The following is a 22,420-nucleotide window of genomic DNA, read 5'->3' as shown; positions in this document are numbered from 1 at the left end:
CTGGATGATCGCCGGCTGCAGGGCGCTCGAGAGCGGATTGCTGGTGAGCTGCAGGTTCACGCCGGTGAACGGGGAGGTGAGGGGGGCCAGCGGCGGCAGCGCCCCCAGCTGGCCCGCGAAGAGCGGCGGCAGGCTCGACAGAGGGCCGAGGAATTCGTGCAGCGGCATGCCGGCGCCTCCGGCGAAGCCGCCGAGGATGTTGAGGAGCGTCTGGGTTGCGGCGTCGTGCACCCCCTGCAGGCCGCTGCCCGGCGGGATCAGGCCGGGCGTCAGGGTCACGTCGAGCGTGGTGAGGGCGCCGGCCAGGCCGCCCCCGAGCTGCACGCCGCCTCCGCCGGGCAGGGGCAGGTTCAGAAGCTGGGAGAGCAAGGGGAAATAGGTGGTCTCCTGCGGGCCGGTGAAGGTCGTCTGCTTCACCTTCCCGACGGTGACGCCGTCGACGACCTCTGGGGCCACGGGGCGTTCGTTCTGCTCGACGTAGGTCAGATGCGTGACACGGTAGGACGCCGACCCGCCCGGGTTGCCCGCCGCGTCGGCGTAGCTGCCGGCGCCCAGCCGGATGGTGTTCTCCATCTCTCCCGGAATGAAGTCGGACCCGAGGCTGACGCGGTACACATGCGGATCGTTGGTGGCCGCGAAGCCCACGACCTGCGGGGCGCCGCGGAAGCTTTCGCCCACGATGTCGTTGATGGACAGGCCGGCCGGCGCCTCGCTGAAGACGAGATCGAAGTCGAAGCGCGAACCGGACCGGCCGACCAGCTCGAAGCGGGCCTGGGGCGCGACGGTGTCGATCATCAGCGACAGGAGCTCGGACGCGGCGCTGGTCTGTCCCGCCAGGGTGGCGGTCGCCGTGAGGGCATGGGCGCCGTTGGCGAGCGCGCCCAGGGTGACGGAATAGGTCCCGTCCAGCGCGGCCGTCACCTGCGCGACCTGGGCCGAGCCGTCGAAGATCCGCACCAGGGCGCCCGGGTTCGTGACGCCGTTCAAGGTGGGCGTCGAGTCGTTGGTCAGGCCATCCTCGGCCACGCCGCCATCGGACGACGGGGCCAGGTTCAGCGTCGGCGCCTCGGGCGGCGCCGCAAGGAAGATGTCTTGGTTCGAATTGGCCACCGCGTCGCTCCCCAACCTGCGGGGCGTCGGCCGCCGCAGCCCCACGATCCCTCCGTCCACCGCTGTTGAGTGTGACCCGGGGCACAACCCAGAATGGGGGAAGGCCCCGCGAAGGCACAAGCGTTTCGCGGGGCTTCGTAGCGTCGCAGGCGGCGGCGGGCGCTAGCGGAGCCCGCCGTTCTCCTCGCCGGGGGTCTCGACGTTCGGCTCCCAGTGATCCTTCTGGGACCGGCCGCCGCCGCTGTCGGTGTGCTGGACGATCTCGTCGATCTCGGCGCGGCCCATCATCTGGCCTGCCTCTTCGGAGCGGTCGGTGTGGTGGTGCGGGTTCACCGCGGCGTCGTCCACCGGATAGACCTCCACCTGGTCGGTGTAGAAGGCGATCCTGCCGGCGAGTTGGCCGACGGCGTCGCCCGGCTCGTCATAGGACCAGGCGGCGTTTTCGGCGATCTGCGAGTGCCGTCGGATCGTGTAGTAGGTGGCGTCCCCCTTGTAGGGGCAGTGGGTCACCCGGTCGGTGCGCGCCATGTACTCCATGGCCACGGTATCGCGCGGGAAATACACCACCTGCGGATAGTCGGCCTCGCGCACGACGAGGGCGTCGTCGGTGTCGGCGATCACCGCGTCGCCGAACATGGCGCGCCAGCGGGTCCTGCCGGGCTCGATGTGGATCGGATGGTCAGGGCCTGGGGTCATCATGCTCGGGGTCCTCCTTCGAAAGAACTGAACGCCCGAGCCTGCAGCATGGGTCCGTCTAGAGGGCCTTGGGGCACGGGCTTGCTTGTGCTCGCGAAGGCCGCGTGATTTTCTCCGCGCAAACTGGCGCGGCCGGGGCGAAACCGCTCACGGCCTTGGAAGCCATAGGGAAACACCGGACGCCCATATGAACCTGATCGTTCTGCTCGGCATCGCCATCACCGTCATCACGGGCCTGCCCGTGCTGATGCAGATGATGCGAAACCACCCCCGGGGCCTGATGGTCCTGTTCTTCGCCGAGATGTGGGAGCGCTTCTCCTACTACGGCATGCGCTCCATCCTGATCTTCTACCTGACGCAGCACCTGCTGTTCGACGACGCGACGGCGAACGCGCAGTACGGCTCCTACACCTCGCTGGTGTACCTGCTGCCGCTGCTGGGCGGCATCCTGGCCGACCGCTACCTCGGCACCCGCAAGGCTGTCGCCTTCGGCGCCCTGCTGCTGGTGGCCGGACACCTGACGATGGCGGTGGAGGGAAGCCCGGCGCGGCAGACCCTGACCTACGCCGGCCAGAGCTACGAGGTCGTCTCGGAAGGCCGCATGGAGAACCGCCAGGTCCGCCTGATGGTCGGCGGCCAACCCTACGAGTTCGGCCCCGCCGCGGCGGGCGCGGGCCTGGAGGTGAAGGGCCTGCCCGCGGGCGGTCCTCTGCCGGCGGTGCTGCCTGAGGGCTCCTATCAGCTGAACAACACGGTCGACCCGCTGGGCAAGAACGCCTTCTACCTGGCCGTGGCGCTGATCATCATGGGCGTCGGCTTCCTGAAGCCAAACATCTCCGCCATCGTCGGCCAGCTCTATCCGCAGGGCGATCCGCGGCGGGATTCCGGTTTCACCCTCTACTACTACGGCATCAACCTCGGAGCCTTCTGGGCGTCGGTGCTCTGCGGCCTGCTCGGCACCACCTACGGCTGGTGGGCGGGCTTCGGCCTGGCCGGCGTCGGCATGCTGGCCGGCTTCGTGGTCTTCGTGCTGGGCAAGAAGCACCTGATGGGCAAGGGCGAGCCGCCGAACCCCGAGCTGCTCAAGAAGCCGGTCGTCGGTCCCGTGAACCGGGAGTGGCTGATCTACGCCCTGTCGGTGGTGGGCGTTCTCCCGGTTTGGCTTCTGGTCCAGCGCAACGCCGTCGTGGGCGTGGCGCTTGGCATCTCCACCGTGCTGTCGTTCCTGGCCATCGCCTACATCATCGCCGTGGTCTGCAAGACCTGGGTCGAGCGGCAGCGGATGATGCTCGCCGTCGTGCTGATCCTGGGCGCGGTCGTGTTCTTCACCCTGTTCGAACAGGCCGGCACCTCGCTGAACCTGTTCGCCGCCCGGAACGTGGAGCTGGTGGGCGTCACCGCCGCCCAGACCCAGTCGTTCAACGCCGGCTACATCCTGATCTTCGCCCCGATCTTCGCAGCCATGTGGGCCTGGCTCGCCGCCCGCGGGCGCGACCCCAACCCGACGCTGAAGTTCGGCCTGGGCCTGATCCAGGTGGGCCTGGGCTTCATGATCGTCGTCTGGGGCGCGTCGTTCGCCGACGAGCAGTACCGCCTGCCGATGATCTTCCTGGCGCTGCTCTACCTGTTCCACACCACGGGCGAGCTCTTCCTGTCGCCGGTGGGGCTGTCGGAGATCACGAAGCTGTCCCTGGCCAAGGTGGTCTCTTTCATGATGGCCGTGTGGTTCCTGTCGTCGTCGGTCGCACAGTACGTGGGCGGCTGGATCGCCGGTCTCGCGGGCACCCACACCGTGGGCGGTCAGGTGACCGACCCGGCGGCGGCGCTGCGCTCCTCGCTGGAGGTGTTCAACCTGCTGGGTCTGTGGGGCATGGGCATCGGCGTGGGCTTCATCGTGCTCAGCTTCTTCATCAAGGGCTGGTCGCACGGCGCCAACTCGCCGGAAGGCCATGTGCAGCCCGAGCCGATCGCGCCGACGATCGATGGCGAACGCCAGGCGGTGAGCCCGGCGGCGGTGCGGGCCGAAAAGCGCAGCTGACGCGCGCCGACAGCTGAAACGACAAGGGGCCGCACGAGTGATCGTGCGGCCCCTTCTTCTTGGGCGCTCCCAGGAGCGGCGGCCTAGCCGCCGAAGGTCTTGCGCAGGCGCACGTAGATGCTGCGGCCCGGCGTGAGGTCGCGGTCGTCGGTATAGAGCAGGCCGCCGGTGCGCCGCTCCGGCCCGTAGGCCTGGGTGGTGAAGCGGATCCCGCGCTCGGCGAGGTTCATCACCTCCACCCGCAGCATCAGGTCGGGGCGCAGGCGCTTGTCGACCCAGGTGGTCACGTAGGCATCCTCGAGCTTCACGTCGGTGATCGAGTTGTAGCGGTAGGTGGTCTGGGTCCAGCCGCCGAACACCGCCACGCCCACGCTGGCGCCCCACTGCGGCAGGTCCTGCGTGTAGCGGGCCTCCCATTCCAGCGGTCGAAGCCGCGAGATGCGCCGGGTGGTCAGGGTGGTGGGATCGGTGACCCTCGACCAGCGGCGGTTGACCTCGCCCTGCAGCACGCCGCCCTTCCAGCCCAAGGGCTCGGTGGGGACCATGAGGGTCACGATCAGCTCGTCCTTGGTCCCGTCCCCAATGTTGGTCGGCCGGTCGTAAACGCCGTCGGGCGTGAACACCGGGCCGCGGTCGATCACGTCGGTGAGCTCAGAGCGGCGGTAGGTCACCGTCACCGCGCCGCTCTTCCAGAAGCGCTGCTCCAGGGCGAGTTCGCCCACCCAGGCCTGCTCGGGGTCCAGGTCGGGGTTGCCGACGCTGACGCCGGTGCCTTCCTCGAAGTCCGCGCCGGCCACGAAGTCGTCGAAGTTCAGCTGGCCGACCACCCGCTCCACCCGCGCCCGCACCTGGGTGCTGGGCCTGGGCTGCCACGCGACCGCCAGGCGGGGCTTGAGGAAGCTGAGGCTCTTCTCCAGCACGACGTCGCCTTCGGAGGAAATGTCGGAGGCTTCAAAGCGAAGGCCGCCGTCGAGAGTCCAGGCGGGGGCCGGGCGCCAGACCAGCTTGGCGAAGGCTTCGCCGCGCAGCTCTTCCACCTGCACGTCGGCGGCGGGCAGGTCCTGGGCCTGGCCGTTGACGAATTGCTCCGAGTGGCTGTCGAGCCTGTTCAGCGCCGTTTCGCCGCCCGCTTCAAACGATAAGGTGGCGGAGCGCTGGTGCTTGAGCACCGCACGGCCGATCGTCTCGTTGTAGTCGCGGGCGTAGCGGAAGTCGTTGATGACCCCGGGCGTCCGAGCCAGGTCAAAGCCGTGGAAGTCGGAGTCGGAGCGCAGCAGCAAGGTCTCGAGCTTGGTCCTCGCGCCGAAGTCACGGGTGTAGCGGGCGCCCAGCTCGGTCTCGAATTCGTCGTAGGGCGAGGTGAAGTTGTCCACGCGGCCCGCCGGCAGGGAGAAGGCTACCGTGTTCTCGCTCTTCCAGCTGTCCCAGAAGGCGCGGCCGTTCAGCGAGATGCGCCCGCCGAGCAGAGGCTGGCTGTAGCCGGCGGTGATGGTCTGCTGCAGGCCGTCGCTCTCGGCCTCGTAGTCGGCGCTCCGCAGGACGGTTCCGTCGGGGGCGAGGCGCACGTAGGGGCCGAACTGGCCGCCATCGTCGTTCCCGTAGCCGTAGCGGATCGTGGTCTCCCACGTGCGCTGGCCGTCGCCGCCGGAGAGCTCCAGACGCATGCCATGCATGTTGCGGCCGTCCCAGAGGTGGTTGTTCGCCACCGCGAAGAGGCCGCGGAAGCTGGCGCCCTGCTTGCGGACCACGTTGGCCAGCACCGACTTGCCCTGCATGTCGATGCCGGGCGCGCCGCCGCGGATGATGTCGATGCGCTCGACCGCGCCGGCGGACACGCGGCGCAGGATCTCCTCGAGGTTGTCGCTCTTGCTGGTGGGACGCTGGCCGTCGATCAGCACATTGCCCGCGGCCCCCTCGAAACCGCGGACGTTGTCGCCCGTCTCCAGATTAAAGCCGGGAACGCGCGCGAGCATCTCGGCGGCGTTCGAGGCCTGCTGCCCCTCGAAGAAGGCGGGCGGGTAGCTGATCACCCCCTGCTGCGACGGCGCCTCGGCGGCGGGCGGAACGGCGGCGATGGCGGCCTGGGCCAGAACGTTGGCGATCAGCATCAAGATTTAAGCTCCCCTACGGGTCGCACTTGGCCCGCGACCGCGAGGTGGAGCCAATTAAATGCCCGTAAGGTGGGTTAAATCGGTGAAATGTTTCGCTGACTGCGCGGGAGCCAGCAGCGTCTATCCCCCGAAGGTCTTCCGGACGCGGACGTACCACATCTGCGGCGCGCTCACGTCGCGGTGCTCGATGCTCGGCGCTCCGCCGGCGTTCCGCGGACCGGGATACCTGGCGATGGTGCGCCGCACGCCGCGGCCGGTGACGTTGGGGGCCTCGAAGCGGATGTGGATGTCCGGCTGCGGCTTCCACTCCAGGAACGGGTGGACGTAGGTGCTGAACTTCACCGTCTCCACCACATTGTACCGGTAGTAGGTCTGGCGGAACCCGCCGTAGGCGTCGACGCCGTAGTTGATGCGCCAGGCCGGCACGTCGTGGGTGAGGCTGACCTCCCAGTCCAGCGGCTTGAGGCCGGAGATCTCACGCTTCTCGCCGGTCGTCGGGTCGGTGACCTCGGACCAGCGCTTGATCACCTCGCCGCGCAGCAGCACGCCGTTCAGCCCCACCCGCGCGAAGGGCACGGTGGCCTCCAGGGCGAGTTCGTCCTTCGTCCCCTCGCCGATGTTCTCGGGACGGTCGAACACCTCGCCGGCGGGGCCGAACACCGGCCCGCGGTCGACGACGTCCTTGAGTTCGTAGTGGCGGACGGCGAGCAGGATGGAGCCCGAGCCCCAGAAGCGCTGCTCCACCGCCGCCTCGCCCACCCAGGCCTGCTCAGGGTTCAGGTCGGGGTTGCCGGCCGTCACGCCGCCGCCGCTGGAGAACCGCGACGAGGCGACGAAGTCGTCGAAGTTGAGCTGGCCCACCTCGCGCTCGAGGCGGAACCGGAACTGGGTGCGGCTCAGCGCATCCCAGGTGACGGACACCCGCGGCTTCCAGTAGTGGAGCGTCTTCTCCAGCACCACGTCGCCGTCGGACGAGATGGTCGAGGTCTCGTACCGGATCGAGGAATCGACGGTCCAGGCGTTGATCGGCCGCCAGGTGGCCTTCAGGAAGGCTTCGCCGCGTTCCTCCTTCACCTGGACGTTGGCGGCGGGCAGGTCCTCCTCCACGCCGTTGACGAACAGCTGGCTGGCGCTCTCCAGGTCGTTGACCGCGAACTCGCCGCCGCCCTCGAACGACAGCCGGTCGTCGTGGCGATACTTCAGCACCGCACGCCCGATGGTCTCGGTGGTCTCGCGGTCGAGCACGAAGGTGGAATCCGCCGGGCCGGCGGCGAACCGCGAGACGATGTCGAAGCTGCCCTGCTGGCGCAGGCCGACGATCTCCACCGCGGTCCTGGCGTTCAGGGCGCGGGTGTAGTTGAGGCCCAGTTCCGCGTCGTTCTCGTGGAAGACCTCGGAGCTGTTCTCGAGTCCGGGCGTGGGCGTGAGGATGCGGAACGCCTCGTCGAACTTGTACTTGCGCTCGGAGAGGCGCCCGTTCAGGCGGGCGACGCCGCCGGCCAGCGGGGTCTCGAACGTGCCGGTTCCCTGCCAGTCGAGCAGGTCGCCCTCCTGGTCGAGATCGGCCGTAACGGTCGGGCGGCCGTCGGGGTACTGGCGGATCGCCTGGCCTTCGCCATAGCCGTCGTCGATCCCCTTGCCGCCGTAGAAGCCGAGCTCCCAGGAGCGGGGGCCGAGTTCGCCCTGCGCCTCGGCGCGCACGGCCAGCGCCGTGCGGCCGTCGCCGGTGTGGTTCTGGGCGGCCGCCACCAGGCCGGTCAGGCCGCCGCCGGCCTTGCGGACCACGTTGGCGATGACGGTCTTGCCCTGCATGTCGATGCCGGGCGCGCCGCCCCGGATGATGTCGATCCGCTCGACCCGGCTCGCCGGGATGCGGCGCAGGATCTGCTCCAGGTTGTCGGTCTTGCTGGCCGGCCGGCGGCCATCGATGACGACGTTGCCGGCCGAGCCCTCGAAGCCGCGAACGGAGTCGCCGGTGTCGAGCGCGAACCCCGGCACCCGGTCGAGCATCTCGGCGACGTTCGCCGGTTGCTGGCTGGCGAAGAAGCTTGCGGGGTAGCTGGTGACCCCCTGGGCCGCGGGCGAAGGCGCAGCGGCGACGGCGGCTTGCGCAAGCACATGAACGAACAGCATCGATCTCTCCCCAGAGCACCCTCAGGTAGAGAGGGCCTGGGGAGAGAGGCCAGTTAAATGGCTGTAACCTGGATTACATCGAAGACAGGTTCCGCCTTCGACTATGGCCTAACCAGCGCTAGAGGCTGGTGCCGCCGACGGTCAGGCCGGTGATCTTCAGCGACGGCTGACCGACGCCGACCGGCACGCTCTGGCCCGACTTGCCGCAGACCCCGATGCCGGGATCGAAGGCGAAGTCGTCGCCGATCATGGTCACGCGGGTGAGCGCCGAAGGACCGTCTCCGATCAGGGTCGCGCCCTTCACTGGCGCGGTCACCTTGCCGTCCTCGATGAGGTAGGCCTCGGTGCACTGGAAGACGAACTTGCCGTTCGTGATGTCCACCTGGCCGCCGCCGAAGTTGGCGCAGTAGAGGCCGCGCTTGGTCGACGCGATCATCTCCTCCCGGTTGGAGTCGCCGCCCATCATGCCGGTGTTGGTCATCCGCGGCATGGGCATGTGGGCGTAGGACTGCCGGCGGCCGTTGCCGGTGGCCTTCAGCCCCATCAGGCGCGCGCTCATCCGGTCGTGCATGTAGCCCACGAGGATGCCGTCCTCGATCAGGATGGTGCGCTCGGTGGGGGTGCCCTCGTCGTCGACGGTCAGCGAGCCGCGGCGGCCGAGGATCGATCCGTCGTCGAAGACCGTGACGCCGGGGGCGGCGACGCGCTCGCCGACCTTGCCGGAGAACGCCGAGGTGCCCTTGCGGTTGAAGTCGCCCTCCAGGCCATGGCCCACCGCCTCGTGCAGCAGGACGCCGTTCCAGCCGGGGCCCAGGACCACGTCCATCTCGCCCGCCGGGCAGGGGACCGCCTCGAGGTTGACCAGCGCTTGGCGCAGCGCCTCCTCCACCGCGTCCTGCCACTTGTCGGGGCTGATCCACGCTTCGAAGCCGGCGCGGCCGCCCTGGCCGGTGTAGCCGTTTTCACGGCGACCATCCTTCTCGACGGTCACCTGGACGTTGATGCGCGACAGCGGGCGCACGTCGCGGATCAGGCGGCCGTCGGCGCGCAGGATCTCCACGGTCCGCTGCTCGCCGGCCATGGAGGCCATGACCTGCACGATCCGCGGGTCGCGGGCGCGGGCCCAGGCGTCGATCTCCTGCAGCAGGGCGACCTTGTCGGAAAAGCCGGGGGAGGCGAGCGGATTGTCCTCGCCGTAGAGCTTGGCGTTGGTGGCCCGCGGGCCCTCGGCGGCGACGCCGGCGTAGCCGCGCTTGGCGAGCCGGGCGGAATCGGCGGCGCGGCGGATGGCGGCCTCGGAGACTTCGCTGGAGTGGGCGTAGCCGGCGGTCTCGCCCGCCACCACCCGCAGGCCAAAGCCTTCGGTGGAGTCGTAGGCGGCCGACTTCAGCCGGCCGTCGTCGAACAGAAAGGACTCGCTCTCGCTGCGCTCCACGAAGAGCTCGCCGTCGTCGGCGCCGGCGAGGGCGTCGCCGAGGATCTCGCGGGCGCGGTTCGGGTCGACGCCGGCGGCGTCCAGGAGCGAAGGGGCGGGAGCGTGCGCGTTCATGCGGGCAAGATAGGGAGCCGAGAGACGGGCGTCACCCGCCGTCGCGCCCTTTGAGAGGATCGTGGCCCCAGTTCATCAGGCTCCAGCGCCAGCGGGTGTCGGTGACGTCGCCCCAGGGACGTTGCGCCAGGTGGCGGCGGCAGTAGCCGATCACCTTCTTCATATGCGCGTAGTCGGCCTCGGTGAGGTCGTCCGGGGATTTGGCGCGGATCGCGAGGATCTTGCGGGCCGATTGACGGCCGACGGATTCCCGCTCGCCGGCGCGCACCATCCCCACCTTCCTGGATTGCGGCGTCTCCAGCCACGCCTCGAGCTCGGACGGGGCGAGGTTGACCAGGCGGTCGAACTCCCTGCGGATCACGCGCTCCTCGTCCGGGCTCAGGTGCATGCGAATCTCCACGAACGGCATTCCGCCGGAACCGCCTCTTCCAGCCTGATCTTTACGGCGTCGCCGTGGTCGGCGCGGCAACCGCGTGGTGCGAGGCGGCAAGCGCCTTGGCAAGGCAAAGCGATGCGCGTATGCACGCGCCCGAAGGGCCGGGCAGCGTGCGCCAGCATGCCTGCGCGCGCCCTTCAGACAGTCGGCGGGGGCGATTCGTCAGTTTCGCGAGACGCGGCCGGCCAACCAGACCGAGGGGACATGAAGTCGAGGTTTCAGGGTATGCGAGCGCTGACGGCAGGCGCCGTCGCGGGCGCGATGTCGGCGTTCTGGGGCGCGACCGCCCTCGCCAATGACCTGATGGGTCAGCCGACCCCGGGCGCGATCGACCTGCAGCCGGGGGTGACCCCGCTGCGGCACGACGCCATCTTCTTCCACAACGCGATCCTGCTGCCGATCATCACGGCGATCACGCTGTTCGTGCTTGGCCTGCTGGTCTGGGTCATCGTCAAGTACAACAAGCGCGCGAACCCGGTGCCGGCCCGCTGGAGCCACAACACCGCGATCGAGGTGACCTGGACGCTCGTCCCGGTGCTGATCCTGGTGTTCATCGCGATCTTCTCGTTCAAGCTCCTGTTCGCCTACCACGACATGCCCAAGCCCGACCTGACGGTGAAGGCGACCGGCTACCAGTGGTACTGGGGCTACGAGTATCCGGACCAGGAAGTCTCCGAGTTCGTCTCGAACATGCTGCCGGAGGACCAGGCCCGGGCGAACAACGTGCCGTTCCGCCTTGCGACCACCGAGCCGATGGTCGTGCCGGTCAACAAGACGGTCCGCGTGCTGGTCACCGGCGCCGACGTGATCCACGCCTTCGCCGTCCCCTCGTTCGGCGTGATCGTCGACGCCATTCCTGGTCGGGTGAACGAGACCTGGTTCAAGGCCGAGCGAGTCGGCACCTACTACGGCAACTGCCGTGAGCTGTGCGGCGTCGACCACGCCTTCATGCCCATCGAGGTGCGCGTGGTGAGCCAGGCCGAGTTCGACGCCTGGGTGGCCCGCAAGAGCGGAAAGGGCCCCGACGCCACGAAGACCGCGCTGGACAACGCCGGCGATGCCGGAGCGATGAACACCGAGCCCGCTCCCGCGGCCCCGGCTGCCGGCCCAGCCGCCACCGGAACGATCAATCCCGCCGCCGCCGCGCCGCGCACGCCGCAGCCTGCGGCGCCCGCGACGACCAACGCTCAGCCCGCGCCCACGGCGCCGGCTGCGAAATAAGCCAGGAATAGCGTTCAGATGGCCACGTCAGCCGCTCACGACCACCACGACGCCCACGACCACAAGCCGGGCTTCTTCACGCGGTGGTTCCTCTCCACCAACCACAAGGACATCGGTACGCTCTACCTGCTGTTCGCCATCATGGCGGGCCTGGTGGGCGGCGCGCTGTCCGGCCTGATCCGCTGGGAACTGGCCGAGCCGGGCATCCAGGTGTTCCGGGAGGGCAGCCTGCTCGCCCAGACCGGCCTGATCGAACCCAGCAAGCACGGCTACAACGTGGTCGTCACCGCCCACGCCCTGATCATGATCTTCTTCATGGTCATGCCCGCCCTGATCGGCGGGTTCGGCAACTGGTTCGTGCCGCTGATGATCGGCGCGCCCGACATGGCCTTCCCGCGGATGAACAACATCTCGTTCTGGCTGCTGGTGGCCGCCTGGGTGCTGATCTGCACGTCCATGTTCGTGGACGGCGGGCCGGGCCTGGGCTTCGGCGGCGGCTGGACGGCCTATCCGCCGCTCTCCACCTCGGGCCACGCCGGCCCGTCCATGGACCTGGCGATCCTGTCGCTCCACCTGGCGGGCGCGAGCTCGATCCTGGGCGCGATCAACTTCATCACCACCATCTTCAACATGCGCGCGCCGGGCATGACCCTGCACCGCATGCCGCTGTTCGTGTGGTCGGTGCTGGTCACCGTCTTCCTGCTGCTGCTCTCGCTGCCCGTGCTGGCGGGCGCGATCACCATGCTGCTGACGGACCGCAACTTTAACACCCACTTCTTCGACCCGGCCGGCGGCGGCGACCCGGTCATGTACCAGCACCTGTTCTGGTTCTTCGGTCACCCCGAGGTGTACATCCTGATCCTGCCGGGCTTCGGCATCATCAGCCACATCGTGTCCACCTTCTCGCGCAAGCCGGTGTTCGGCTACCTCGCCATGGCCTACGCCATGGTGGCCATCGGCTTCATCGGCTTCGTCGTGTGGGCGCACCACATGTACACCGTGGGCATGAACATCAATCTGCGCGCCTACTTCGTGGCCGCGACGATGGTCATCGCGGTGCCCACCGGCGTGAAGGTGTTCAGCTGGATCGCGACGATGTGGGGCGGGTCGATCGACTTCAAGACGCCCATGCTCTGGGCGATCGGCTTCATCTTCCTGTTCACGGTCGGCGGCGTGACGGGCGTGGTGCTGGCCAACGCCGGCATCGACTACAGCCTGCACGACACCTACTACGTCGTCGCCCACTTCCACTACGTGCTGTCGCTGGGCGCCGTGTTCGCGATCTTCGCCGGCTTCTACTACTGGTTCGAGAAGATCTTCGGCGTGAAGTACCGCGAGTGGCTGGGCGCGCTGCACTTCTGGGTCACCTTCGTCGGCGTGAACCTGATCTTCTTCCCGCAGCACTTCCTCGGCCTGCAGGGCATGCCCCGCCGCTACGTCGACTACCCGGAGGCCTTCACCTACTGGAACCAGGTCTCCTCGCTGGGCTATGCCGTGACCCTGGTGGGCGTGGGCGTCTTCCTGGTGATGCTGCTCGACGCCATGGTGTTCCGCCGGAAGGCCGAGGCCAACCCGTGGGGCGAAGGCGCGACGACGCTGGAATGGACCCTGTCCTCGCCGCCGCCGTTCCACCAGTTCAACGAACTGCCGGTGATCAAGCCCGACGCCCACCACTAGGCGAACGGCCCCATCGGGACCATCTGAGAGGGGCGCGCTCCGAAAGGGCGCGCCCTTCGAACATTCCGGGTATTCTGTAATGGCCATGGCTACGGCCCAATCCACCACACGCGCGCCGGCCCGCTGGCAGGACTTCCTGCAGCTGCTGAAGCCGCGCGTCATGTCGCTGGTGGTGTTCACCGCGCTGACCGGTCTGGTGGCCGCGGATCAGCCGGTGAACCCGATCCTGGGCGCCGTGGCGATCCTCTGCATCGCGGTCGGCGCCGGCGCGTCCGGCGCGCTCAACATGTGGTACGACGCCGACATCGACGCGAAGATGCGCCGCACCCGCGGGCGGCCGGTGCCTGCCGGCCGGGTGCAGGGCGCCGACGCCCTCACGCTCGGCGTCGTGCTGTCGCTGTTCTCCGTCATGCTGATGGGCATGGCGCTGAACTGGGTGGCGGCCGGCCTGCTGGCCTTCACCATCGTGTTCTACGCGGTGATCTACACCATGTGGCTGAAGCGCTGGACGGCGCAGAACATCGTCATCGGCGGCTTGGCCGGCGCCCTGCCGCCGGTCATCGGCTGGGCGGCGGTCACCGGCACGACCCCGCTGAACGCCTGGCTGCTGTGCGCCATCATCTTCATGTGGACGCCGCCGCACTTCTGGGCGCTCAGCCTCTACACCAGCGAGGACTACCAGAAGGCCGGCGTGCCCATGATGCCGGTCGTCGCCGGCGCGTCCTCGACCCGTCGCCAGATCTGGATCTACAGCCTGCTGTTCACGCCCTTCGCCATCGCCCCGGCCTTCACCGGCCTCGGCGGCGTGGCCTACCTGGCCGTCTCGGGCCTGGGGGCCCTCGTCTTCCTGCTGCTCGCCTGGCGGCTCTATCGCAGCAAGGCGGGCGAGGCGGGGGGACAGCGCAACGACCCGGAAGGCAAGGGGGGGCTCTACGACGTGCGCGCCGGAGCCAAGGACGCCCGCAACCTGTTCGCCTTCTCCATCCTCTATCTCGCCCTTCTCTTCGCCACCCTGCTGGTGGAACACCTGGCGGGCCTGCCCGCCCTGGAGGTCTTCTAGATGAGCGATCCCGCTCGCGAGTCCGACGTCGAGACCAAGGCCCGGCGCGGCCGCAACATCGCGCTCGCCCTTGGCCTGGCCCTGTTCGTCGTCCTGATCTTCGTGGTCACCCTCGTGCGCCTGGGCGCCAATGTCACCGCCCGCCCCCTCTAAGCGCCCGCTGACGCCCGAGCAGAAGCGCAACGCCCGGGTGGCGGCGATCTGCGCCGCCAGCTTCTTCGGCATGATCGGCGCCGCCTACGCCTCGGTGCCGCTCTACCGCGCCTTCTGCCAGCTCACCGGCTTCGACGGCACGACCAAGCGGGCCGAGGCCGCGCCCGGCCAGGTGCTGGACCGGGAGCTGACGATCCGCTTCGACGCCAATGTGCGCAACCTGCCCTGGACCTTCACCGCCGAGCAGACCTCGCAGGCGGCGAAGATCGGCGAGACCAAGCTCGCGCTCTTCAAGGTGACCAACAACGGCAGCTCGCCAATCACCGGTCGGGCGGTGTTCAACGTCGTCCCCGAGCAGGCCGGCCCCTACTTCCAGAAGCTCGACTGCTTCTGCTTCTCCGACCAGACGATCGGAGCCGGCGAGACGGTGGAGATGCCGGTGCTCTATTTCGTGGACCCCAAGTACGCCTCGGATTTCGAGACCAAGGGGAAGGGCGAGGTGACGCTCTCCTACACCTTCTTCCCGTCCACGGATGCCCCGCCGACCCCCGCCACCGCCCAGGCGCACAAGCCGGCGAACGCCGGTTAGCCTTTCCCCCTTGGCGGAGGGCGCGACGCAAGGCTATAGCGTGCCGGAATTCGACTGCCCGCGCCGCGACTCCGGCGCGCGCTGACTTGCGAGGGGTACTGGACGGCTATGGCCCAAGGCGTGAAGCACGACTACCACCTGGTCAACCCGAGCCCCTGGCCGCTTCTCGGCTCGCTGTTCGCCGTAGTCATGGCGATCGGCGGCGTGGTCTGGATGAAGGGCCTGTTCGGGCTCGAGAAGGGCTTCCCCTGGGTCTTCCTGCTCGGCCTCGCTGGCGTGCTCTACACCATGTTCGGCTGGTGGCGCGACGTGGTGAAGGAAGCCAACGCCGGCGATCACACCCCGGTGGTTTCGATCGGCCTGCGCTACGGCATGATCCTGTTCATCGCCTCCGAGGTGATGTTCTTCGTCGCCTGGTTCTGGATCTTCTTCGAGATGGCCCTGTTCAACGGCCATCGCACCCTGTCCTCCATCGAGGAGGTTCGCCTCGCTTGGGAAAGCTGGCCGCCGCACGGCGTCGAGACGGTGCCGGCCTGGGAGCTGCCGCTGCTCAACACCCTGACGCTGCTGCTCTCGGGCACCACGGTCACCTGGGCGCACCACGCGCTGCAGCAGGGCGACCGCCGCGGCGCCAAGATCGCCCTGATCCTTACGATTGTCCTCGGCGTGCTGTTCACCGCGATCCAGGCTTACGAGTATCACCACATCCTCGACCACCAGTACTTCTTTAACGAGGAAGCGGGGAACTCCGGCCTCTACGGCTCGGCCTTCTTCATGGCCACGGGCTTCCACGGCTTCCACGTGCTCGTCGGGACCATCTTCCTGGCGGTATGCCTGATCCGTCTGATGAACGGCGCCTTCACCCCGCAGAAGCACTTCGGCTTCGAGGCGGCGGCCTGGTACTGGCACTTCGTCGACGTGGTGTGGCTGTTCCTGTTCGCCTTCATCTACGTGGTGTTCGGCGGCGGGGGCCACTAGGCCGGTGCCGGCGGCCCGCAACCCGCGCCTCGCGGGCCTGGCGGGCCGCCGCCCCCCCGGCGGCGAAGGCCGCCTGTTCGACGGCGTCCTCAAGGCGTCCCTGCGCTGCGAAGCCTGCGGCTTCGACCTGGCCCGCGCCAACCCCGGCGACGGGCCAGCTGTGTTTCTGATGCGAGCCGCGTCGTGACGGACTCCTGGGAGCCTGAAGTCCCTGTTCGCGAGCCCCGGGCCCAGCGCCGCGGCTTCCCCGTCGCGCTGACCGTGGTGACCGCCATCGCCCTGGCCGTGCTGGTGGGGCTGGGCGCCTGGCAGCTGCAGCGGCTGGCTTGGAAGCGCGACCTCATCGCACGCATCGAGCGGCTGCAGAACATGCCGCCGCGGCCGATCGGGCCGGCGCTCGACGCGCTGAACGAAGGCGGCGACGTGGACTTCACCCGCGTCACGGCCGTCTGCCCCGGCCTCGCCGCCGCCCCCTATGTGGAGCTCTACGGCCTCAAGGACGGAAAGGCCGGCTCCCGGCTGATCTCGGCGTGCCGGGTGGACGCCCTGCGCTACAAAACCGTCCTGGTGGACCGCGGCTTCGTGGCCGACACCATCTCTGCGCGGCCTGCGGTGGACCCGGCGCAGACCGCGCCGGTGGCGGTGACCGGGGTTCTGCGGGCGCCTGAGGCCGCCACGTTCGTGACGCCGCCGAACCGGCCCGGCCGCTTCTTCTCGCGCGACGTGGCCGCCATGGCGCAGGCGCTGGGCGCGGAGCGGCCCGCGCCGATCTTCCTGATGGCGGAGACCTCCACCAACCCGGCGTGGCGGGCGCTGGAGCCGGCCCCGATCCCGGCGGCGATCCCGAACCGGCATCTGGAGTACGCGGGCACCTGGTTCGGCCTTGCCGGCGCCCTGGCCGGCGTCTATGCCGCCATGCTCTGGAGGCGGCGGAAAGCCTGATGCGGTACATTTCGACCCGGGGGCAGGCGCCCGCCGTGGGCTTCGTCGACGCGGTGCTGGCGGGGCTCGCGCCCGACGGCGGCCTCTACGTGCCGGAGACCTGGCCCACATTCACGACCGAGCAGATCGCGGCCTTCGCGGGCCGGCCCTACGCCGAGGTGGCCGCCGCGGTCATCGGCGCCTTCGCCGGCGACGAGATCGAGCCGGCCGAGCTGCTCGAGATGTGCCGGGAGGCCTACGCGACCTTCAACCACCCGGCGGTCGTGCCCCTCGTCCAGCTCGGCCCGGACGCCTTCCTGGCGGAGCTGTTCCACGGCCCCAGCCTGGCGTTCAAGGACGTGGCCATGCAGATCCTGGCCCGGCTGTACGACCACATCCTGGGCAAGCAGAACCGGCTGCAGACCATCGTCTGCGCGACCTCTGGCGACACCGGCGGGGCGGCGGTGGAGGCCTTCCGCGGCCGCAAGAACGTGAAGGTGGTGGCGCTCTTCCCGGAAGGGCGGATCAGCGAGGTGCAGCGGCGGTTCATGACCGCCGCCGTCGAGCCGAACGTGGCTTGTGTCGCGGTGCGGGGCACCTTCGACGACTGCCAGGCGATCGTGAAGCAGACCTTCCAGGACCAGGTGCTGCGCCAAGCCGTGGACCTATCCGGCGTGAACTCGATCAACTTCGCCCGTATCGCCGCCCAGGCGGTCTACTACTTCACCAGCGCCGTGGCGCTGGGCGCCCCGCAGCGGCCGATCAGCTTCTGCGTGCCGTCAGGCAACTTCGGCGACGCCTTCGCCGGCTACGTGGCCAGCCGCATGGGGCTGCCGATCGCCCGCATCGTGGTGGCCACCAACGCCAACGACATCCTGGCCCGCACCTTCGCGGAGGGGCGCTACGAGCGCGGGGTCGTTCAGCCGACCATCTCGCCGGCCATGGACATCCAGTCGGCATCCAACTTCGAGCGGCTGTATTTCGAGGGCGTGGCGCGCGAGCCGGTGGAGACCGCGCGCGCCTTCGAAGCCTTCGCCGCGGCGGGGGCCATCGACATCCCGCCGAAGGCTTTTGCGACCATGCAGGCGATGTTCCACGGGGTCGCGGTCGGCGAGGACGAGACGCTGCGCACGATCGTCGCCACCCTGAACGAGACGGGCGAGCTGATCGACCCGCACACGGCGGTCGCCGTCGCGGCGCTGAAGCGCAGTGACGTCCCGGGCCCGGTGGTGGTGCTGTCCACCGCCCACCCCGCCAAGTTCCCGGACGACGTGGCCAAGGCGTGCGGCGTGACGCCGACCCTTCCGCGCGGGGCGGCGGACCTTGCGGGGCGGCCCGAGCGTTACGAGCGTCTCCCCGCAGAGACGGAGACGATCAAGGCCTATGTCCGCGCGTTCGCCGAGGCGTAAGAAGGCGGCCGGCGTGTCCCCGGCGGCGGAGACGCCGCGGGTGCATACGTTGGCCAACGGGGTGCGCGTCGTGTGCGACCCCATCCCCGGCCTGCAAACCGTGGCGCTGTCGGTGGTCTCGGGCCGCGGTGCGCGCTTCGAAGACGCCGAGCGCTCCGGCTGGTCGCACCTTCTGGAGCACATGGTTTTCAAGGGCGCCGGCGGCCGCTCGGCCCGGGGCATCGTGGAAGTCATCGAGGCCGAGGGCGGCAACATCAACGCCGCGACCGGCTATGAGCGCACCAGCTACCAGGTGCGGGCGCTGAAGCACGGCCTCGACCTCGGCTCGCGGGTGCTGTCCGACCTCGTCCTGCGCCCGCACATGGAAGAGGACGACCTGCGGCGCGAGAAGCAGGTGGTCGCCCAGGAGATCGCCGAGGCCGCCGACGCGCCGGACGACCTGGTGTTCGAACTCGCCCAGGAGGCGGCCTTCGAGGGCCAGGCGCTGGGCCGGCCGATCCTGGGGACGACCGAGTCCATCGGACGGGCGAGCCCCGATACCCTGAGCGAATGGCGCGCCGCGCTCTACGGGCCCGAGACCCTGGTGGTCAGCGCCGCCGGCGCGGTGGACGAAGACGAGCTGCTGAGGCTCGCGGAGCGCGATTTCGGCCAGGCGGAAGGGGCGTCCTTGCCGCCGCCGGAGCCGGCCAGCTTCACGGGCGGCGAGCGGCCGGTGGCCAAGAAGCTTGAGCAGGCGAACATCGTGCTGCTGCTGCCGGCGGTGGGCGTGCTCGACCCGGACTATTTCACGCTGCGGCTGCTGGCCGAGATCCTGGGCGGCGGCATGGCCTCGCGCCTGTTCCAGGAGGCGCGGGAGAAGCGCGGCCTCGCCTATGCCATCGACGCCTATTCGGAGACCTACGCCGACACCGGCGTGCTGGGGGTGTTCGCCGGCTGCGCCGCCACCGACGCTGAGGAACTGGCGCGGGTCACGGCGGGCGAGATCATCGAGCTGCTCAAGCCCGTTCCGGAAGCCGAACTCGCCCGCGCCAAGGCGCAGCTGAAGGGCTCGATGTTCATGGGCCGGGAAGGCGCGCTCGCCCGGGCCGAGCAGGCGGCGGGACAGGTGCTGCTGTTCGGGCGCACCCTGCACCCGGACATCGTGGCGCGCGAAGTGGACTCGGTGACCGCCGACGACATCGCGCGGTTGGTGGAGTGGATCCTGCGCTCGCGCAAGTCGGCGGTGGCGGTGCTTGGGCCCAAGCCCGCCCTGCGCGCCGCCCCCGTCTTCGAAGCCTCCCTGTTCGGCCTGGGCGCCGTGGCCTTCACCCCAACCTATTGACGCGCCCGCGAAATCCGCGAGGCTCGCGGGAATGGCCCTGCTGGACTGGATCGCGCCGGAAAGCGGCCTTCGCGTGGAAGGCGACGGCGTGGTGCTCCGTCCGCCGCGCGCCGCGGACTATCCTGAATGGCGCGAGCTGCGGGCGGAGTCGCGAAGCTTCCTGCAGCCGTGGGAGCCCACCTGGCCGGCCGACGACCTGTCCCGGGCCGCGTTCCGGCGGCGGCTGGCCGCCTACCAGCGGGACCGGGACCTGGGCGCCGCCTATCCGTTCTTCGTCCTGCGCGCCTCGGACGGGGCGCTGACGGGCGGCATCACCCTCTCCAACGTGCGCCGGGGCGTCGCCCAGATGGGCTCGGTGGGCTACTGGTGCGGCAAGCCCTTCACGCGGCAGGGCCTGACGCTGGCGGCCGTTCGCGCGCTCTCCGATTTCGCCTTCCGCACGCTCGGCCTGCATCGGCTGGAGGCCGCCTGCATCCCCGAGAACGGCCCCTCGCGCACCCTGCTGCTCAAGGCCGGGTTCACCGAGGAAGGCTACGCCAAGGCTTATCTGAAAATTAACGGCGTTTGGCGAGACCATGTCCTGTTCGGTCTGACGACGCCGCTGAGCGCGCCCGAGGGGCCGGACGAGGGTGTGTCGGTCTGACCGGCGCGTATCTGTCAGGCGACGAGATCCATGCCAGGCGGCGGCCAATGGACGTGGGACGCGACGACGACGCTCGAAGCGTTGGGCGCGGCTGACGTCGTGCTCTGGCTGTGGGAGCCGGACACCGATCGCCTGCGGCTGACCGGCGCCACCCGCGCCCTGGGGCTGGGCCCCCTGGCGCCCGACTGCTCCTCCGCCGCCCTTCGGGCGCTCGCCCTGCCCCAGGACCGGGCGACAGCCGAGGACCTGCTGCGCCCCGGCGAGCCCGGAAGCGAGATCTCCGTGCGGCTGCGGATGCGCGGCGGCGGCGCCTGCGTCTGGCGTGGCGTCTGGCTGGAGGAGGGACGCCGCGCGGCGGGCGTCGTGGCCCCGGAATCCAAGTTCGCCGCCGCAGACCAGGACGCCCTGACCGGCTTGCTGGACCGCCGAAGCTTCATCATCCGCGCCCGCGAACGGCTGCAGGCGCCCGGCGAGCACGAGCTGATCGTGGCCGACCTCGACCGCCTGCGCCGCCTCAACGAGGCGCTGGGCCACGAGCGGGCGGACCTGGTGCTGGCGGCGCTGGGCTCGCGCCTGGCGGCCGCCTTCCCGCCCGGCGCCCTGCTGGCCCGCATCGGCGAGGATGAGTTCGCCGCCCTCGCGCCCAAGGCAGGGTCTCCCGGCCCTGAGGCGCTGCGCCGGGCGCTCGAGCAGCCGTTGCGGGTCGCCGGCTTCGACATCCATCCCACCCTGTCGATCGGCGCGGTGGCGGCCCAGGGCGGCGACGCCGCGCCGGAAGCGGCCGAACTGCTCCGCCGGGCCGAGCTTGCGGTGGAGTCGGCCAAGAGCCACGGCCGCGGCGGCGCGGCCGCCTACGGCCGCAGCCTTGAGACCGACGGACTGTCGCGGCTGGCCCTCGAAGGCGACCTGAAGGGAGCGCTGGCCCGGGGCGAGCTGACGCCCTTCTACCAGCCCATCGTGCGCCTCTCGACGGGCGCGCTGTCCGGGTTCGAGGCGCTCGTGCGATGGCGCCACCCCCGGCGCGGCCTGCTGATGCCCGAGCAGTTCCTCTCCCTTCTGGAAGAGATGGGGCTGATGGGCGAGCTCGGCGCCCAGATGATGCGCGACGCCGCCCGCCAGCTCGCCGCCTGGCGGCTGAAGCACAAGGCGGCGGGGGAGCTGACCGTGGCGATCAACCTCTCCACGGGGGAGATCGACCGGCCCGGGCTGGTGCAGGACGTGGCGGCTATCCGCCAGGAGACGGGGCTTCCGCCCGGGGCGCTGAAGCTCGAGGTCACCGAAAGCGACGTCATGCGCGACCCCGAGCACGCGGCGGTGGTGCTGGGGGAGCTGCGCGCCGCCGGCGCGGCGCTGGCCCTGGACGATTTCGGCACCGGCTTCTCGTCGCTGAGCTATCTGACCCGCCTGCCGTTCGACACCCTCAAGATCGACCGCTACTTCGTGCGCACCATGGCGACCAACGACGGCTCGGCGAAGATCGTCTCCTCGGTGGTGAAGCTCGGGCGCGACCTCGCCCTGGAGGTCGTGGCGGAAGGGGTCGAGAACGCAGGCATGGCGCGCCAGCTGCAGGCGCTGGGCTGCGACTATGGCCAGGGGTTCGGCTATGCGCCCGCGCTCTCCCCGCAAGAAGCCGAGGTCTACCTCAACGAGAGCTATGTGGACGGCGCCGCGCCGGTGATGGCCCGCGGCACGCGCGGCTAGGCGCGGCCCGCGGCGAAGCTCAGCCGCTCAGGATCCACGCCCAGCTTGGCCAGCGCGCGGCTCCACTTGTGGTCGTGGCCGCCGCCGAAGATCAGCTGCTCGTCGGGTTCGCAGGTGAGCCAGACGTTCTCCTTGATCTCGTCCTCGAGCTGGCCGGCGCCCCACCCGGCGTAGCCGAGGGCGAGGGCGGAGCGGCGTGGCCGGCCGCTGTTCTGGGCCATGGCCTCGAGAGCGTCCCGGGTAGGGGTCAGCGCCAGGCCCGCGCCGACCTCCAGGCTGTGCTCTGCCAGGTAGTCGTCGGTGTGCAGAACGAAGCCGCGCTCGCGCTCCACCGGCCCGCCCATGAGGACCAGGTCCGGCGGCGCCTTGATCTGCGACTGGATGTCGAGCCGGGCGAGCAGGTCGGGCACCGTCAGCCCCTCAACCGGCCGGTTCACGGCCAGCCCCATGGCGTGGCGGGCGTCGTGCGCGCAGACGAGGATGAGAGACCGCTCGAAGCGGGGGTCTGAAATCCCCGGCATGGCGATCAGCAGCTGGCCTGCGAAGAACCCGTCGTGCATCCCCGCCAGCTTCGGGCGGGATCGAAGCGCTTTCAAGGCGCCTTCGCACATGGTTGGTTGCGTGGCGCGGAGTTGTCGCTATCTCCCGCGAAGCTCGATCCATCAGGAGACGCC

At 69.8% G+C, this 22,420-nt stretch carries 20 protein-coding genes; 13 read left to right on the top strand and 7 right to left on the bottom strand.

Annotation, left to right across the window (positions count from 1 at the left end; genetic code table 11):
* Positions 1 to 1,110, bottom strand: a 1,110-nt coding sequence (locus tag VIL67_RS11170; RefSeq protein WP_332048962.1) for an Ig-like domain-containing protein, incomplete at its 3' end; no start/stop codon positions are given.
* Positions 1,111 to 1,272: 162 nt separating this feature from the next.
* Positions 1,273 to 1,809, bottom strand: coding sequence for a DUF427 domain-containing protein (locus VIL67_RS11165; RefSeq protein ID WP_332048961.1), 537 nt, complete (start codon positions 1,807 to 1,809; stop codon positions 1,273 to 1,275).
* 184 nt (positions 1,810 to 1,993) lie between these two features.
* Between VIL67_RS11165 and VIL67_RS11160 the strand changes: the two genes are divergently transcribed.
* Positions 1,994 to 3,844 carry a peptide MFS transporter gene (locus VIL67_RS11160; RefSeq protein WP_332048960.1) on the top strand — a complete coding sequence of 617 codons (1,851 nt, stop codon included), beginning with the start codon at positions 1,994 to 1,996 and terminating at the stop codon, positions 3,842 to 3,844.
* An 83-nt stretch (positions 3,845 to 3,927) separates the two neighbouring features.
* Here VIL67_RS11160 and VIL67_RS11155 read toward each other — a convergent pair whose 3' ends face one another.
* The 4 genes from VIL67_RS11155 to VIL67_RS11140 form a co-directional block, all read right to left on the bottom strand.
* Complete coding sequence (locus VIL67_RS11155; RefSeq protein WP_332048959.1) at positions 3,928 to 5,952, bottom strand: TonB-dependent receptor plug domain-containing protein; 2,025 nt, start codon at positions 5,950 to 5,952, stop codon at positions 3,928 to 3,930.
* A 123-nt stretch (positions 5,953 to 6,075) separates the two neighbouring features.
* On the bottom strand, positions 6,076 to 8,088 hold the full coding sequence (locus tag VIL67_RS11150) for a TonB-dependent receptor plug domain-containing protein (protein ID WP_332048958.1): 2,013 nt from the start codon (positions 8,086 to 8,088) through the stop codon (positions 6,076 to 6,078).
* A 118-nt stretch (positions 8,089 to 8,206) separates the two neighbouring features.
* A complete protein-coding gene (gene tldD / locus VIL67_RS11145) occupies positions 8,207 to 9,637 on the bottom strand; it encodes a metalloprotease TldD (RefSeq protein ID WP_332048957.1) in 1,431 nt (476 codons plus the stop codon).
* A gap of 31 nt (positions 9,638 to 9,668) precedes the next feature.
* Entirely contained in the window at positions 9,669 to 10,025 is a 357-nt protein-coding gene (locus VIL67_RS11140; RefSeq protein ID WP_332048956.1) for a DUF3140 domain-containing protein, read from the bottom strand.
* A 252-nt stretch (positions 10,026 to 10,277) separates the two neighbouring features.
* Between VIL67_RS11140 and coxB the strand changes: the two genes are divergently transcribed.
* From coxB to VIL67_RS11080, 12 genes are all read left to right on the top strand, one after another.
* Positions 10,278 to 11,294 carry a cytochrome c oxidase subunit II gene (gene coxB / locus VIL67_RS11135; RefSeq protein ID WP_332048955.1) on the top strand — a complete coding sequence of 339 codons (1,017 nt, stop codon included), beginning with the start codon at positions 10,278 to 10,280 and terminating at the stop codon, positions 11,292 to 11,294.
* Between the two features lie 18 nt (positions 11,295 to 11,312).
* Complete coding sequence (ctaD, locus tag VIL67_RS11130) at positions 11,313 to 12,971, top strand: cytochrome c oxidase subunit I (protein WP_332048954.1); 1,659 nt, start codon at positions 11,313 to 11,315, stop codon at positions 12,969 to 12,971.
* A gap of 85 nt (positions 12,972 to 13,056) precedes the next feature.
* A complete protein-coding gene (gene cyoE, locus VIL67_RS11125; protein ID WP_414696201.1) occupies positions 13,057 to 14,031 on the top strand; it encodes a heme o synthase in 975 nt (324 codons plus the stop codon).
* Entirely contained in the window at positions 14,032 to 14,184 is a 153-nt protein-coding gene (locus VIL67_RS11120; RefSeq protein ID WP_332048952.1) for a hypothetical protein, read from the top strand.
* The gene (locus VIL67_RS11115; protein WP_332048951.1) at positions 14,162 to 14,773 is read left to right on the top strand and encodes a cytochrome c oxidase assembly protein; all 612 of its coding nucleotides are present in this window, start codon (positions 14,162 to 14,164) and stop codon (positions 14,771 to 14,773) included. Before VIL67_RS11120 ends, VIL67_RS11115 begins: the two co-directional genes overlap by 23 nt.
* Positions 14,774 to 14,881: 108 nt before the next feature.
* Positions 14,882 to 15,751: a cytochrome c oxidase subunit 3 gene (locus VIL67_RS11110; RefSeq protein ID WP_332048950.1), complete on the top strand. Its 870-nt coding sequence runs from the start codon at positions 14,882 to 14,884 to the stop codon at positions 15,749 to 15,751.
* Positions 15,752 to 15,755: 4 nt separating this feature from the next.
* A complete protein-coding gene (locus VIL67_RS11105; RefSeq protein ID WP_332048949.1) occupies positions 15,756 to 15,938 on the top strand; it encodes a DUF983 domain-containing protein in 183 nt (60 codons plus the stop codon).
* Positions 15,935 to 16,693 carry an SURF1 family protein gene (locus tag VIL67_RS11100; RefSeq protein WP_332048948.1) on the top strand — a complete coding sequence of 253 codons (759 nt, stop codon included), beginning with the start codon at positions 15,935 to 15,937 and terminating at the stop codon, positions 16,691 to 16,693. Before VIL67_RS11105 ends, VIL67_RS11100 begins: the two co-directional genes overlap by 4 nt.
* The gene (thrC, locus tag VIL67_RS11095; protein WP_332048947.1) at positions 16,693 to 18,081 is read left to right on the top strand and encodes a threonine synthase; all 1,389 of its coding nucleotides are present in this window, start codon (positions 16,693 to 16,695) and stop codon (positions 18,079 to 18,081) included. The genes VIL67_RS11100 and thrC overlap by 1 nt, the downstream gene beginning before the upstream one ends.
* The gene (locus VIL67_RS11090; protein WP_414696200.1) at positions 18,056 to 19,402 is read left to right on the top strand and encodes a M16 family metallopeptidase; all 1,347 of its coding nucleotides are present in this window, start codon (positions 18,056 to 18,058) and stop codon (positions 19,400 to 19,402) included. Before thrC ends, VIL67_RS11090 begins: the two co-directional genes overlap by 26 nt.
* Before the next feature lie 31 nt (positions 19,403 to 19,433).
* Entirely contained in the window at positions 19,434 to 20,045 is a 612-nt protein-coding gene (locus VIL67_RS11085; RefSeq protein ID WP_332048945.1) for a GNAT family N-acetyltransferase, read from the top strand.
* Between the two features lie 30 nt (positions 20,046 to 20,075).
* Positions 20,076 to 21,746 (top strand): putative bifunctional diguanylate cyclase/phosphodiesterase, encoded by a 1,671-nt coding sequence (locus tag VIL67_RS11080; protein ID WP_332048944.1) that lies wholly within the window; start codon positions 20,076 to 20,078, stop codon positions 21,744 to 21,746.
* On the opposite strand, the gene VIL67_RS11075 is transcribed toward VIL67_RS11080, so the two are convergent.
* On the bottom strand, positions 21,743 to 22,306 hold the full coding sequence (locus tag VIL67_RS11075; protein ID WP_332048943.1) for a YqgE/AlgH family protein: 564 nt from the start codon (positions 22,304 to 22,306) through the stop codon (positions 21,743 to 21,745). The two genes, VIL67_RS11080 and VIL67_RS11075, sit on opposite strands and share 4 nt — an antisense overlap.
* Positions 22,307 to 22,420: the final 114 nt, after the last annotated feature.

It is taken from the genome of Phenylobacterium sp. (assembly GCF_036563385.1).
Classification (GTDB): domain Bacteria; phylum Pseudomonadota; class Alphaproteobacteria; order Caulobacterales; family Caulobacteraceae; genus Phenylobacterium.
The sequence above is the reverse complement of the archived record's forward strand: the minus strand, read 5'-3'. Positions and strand labels throughout refer to the sequence as shown.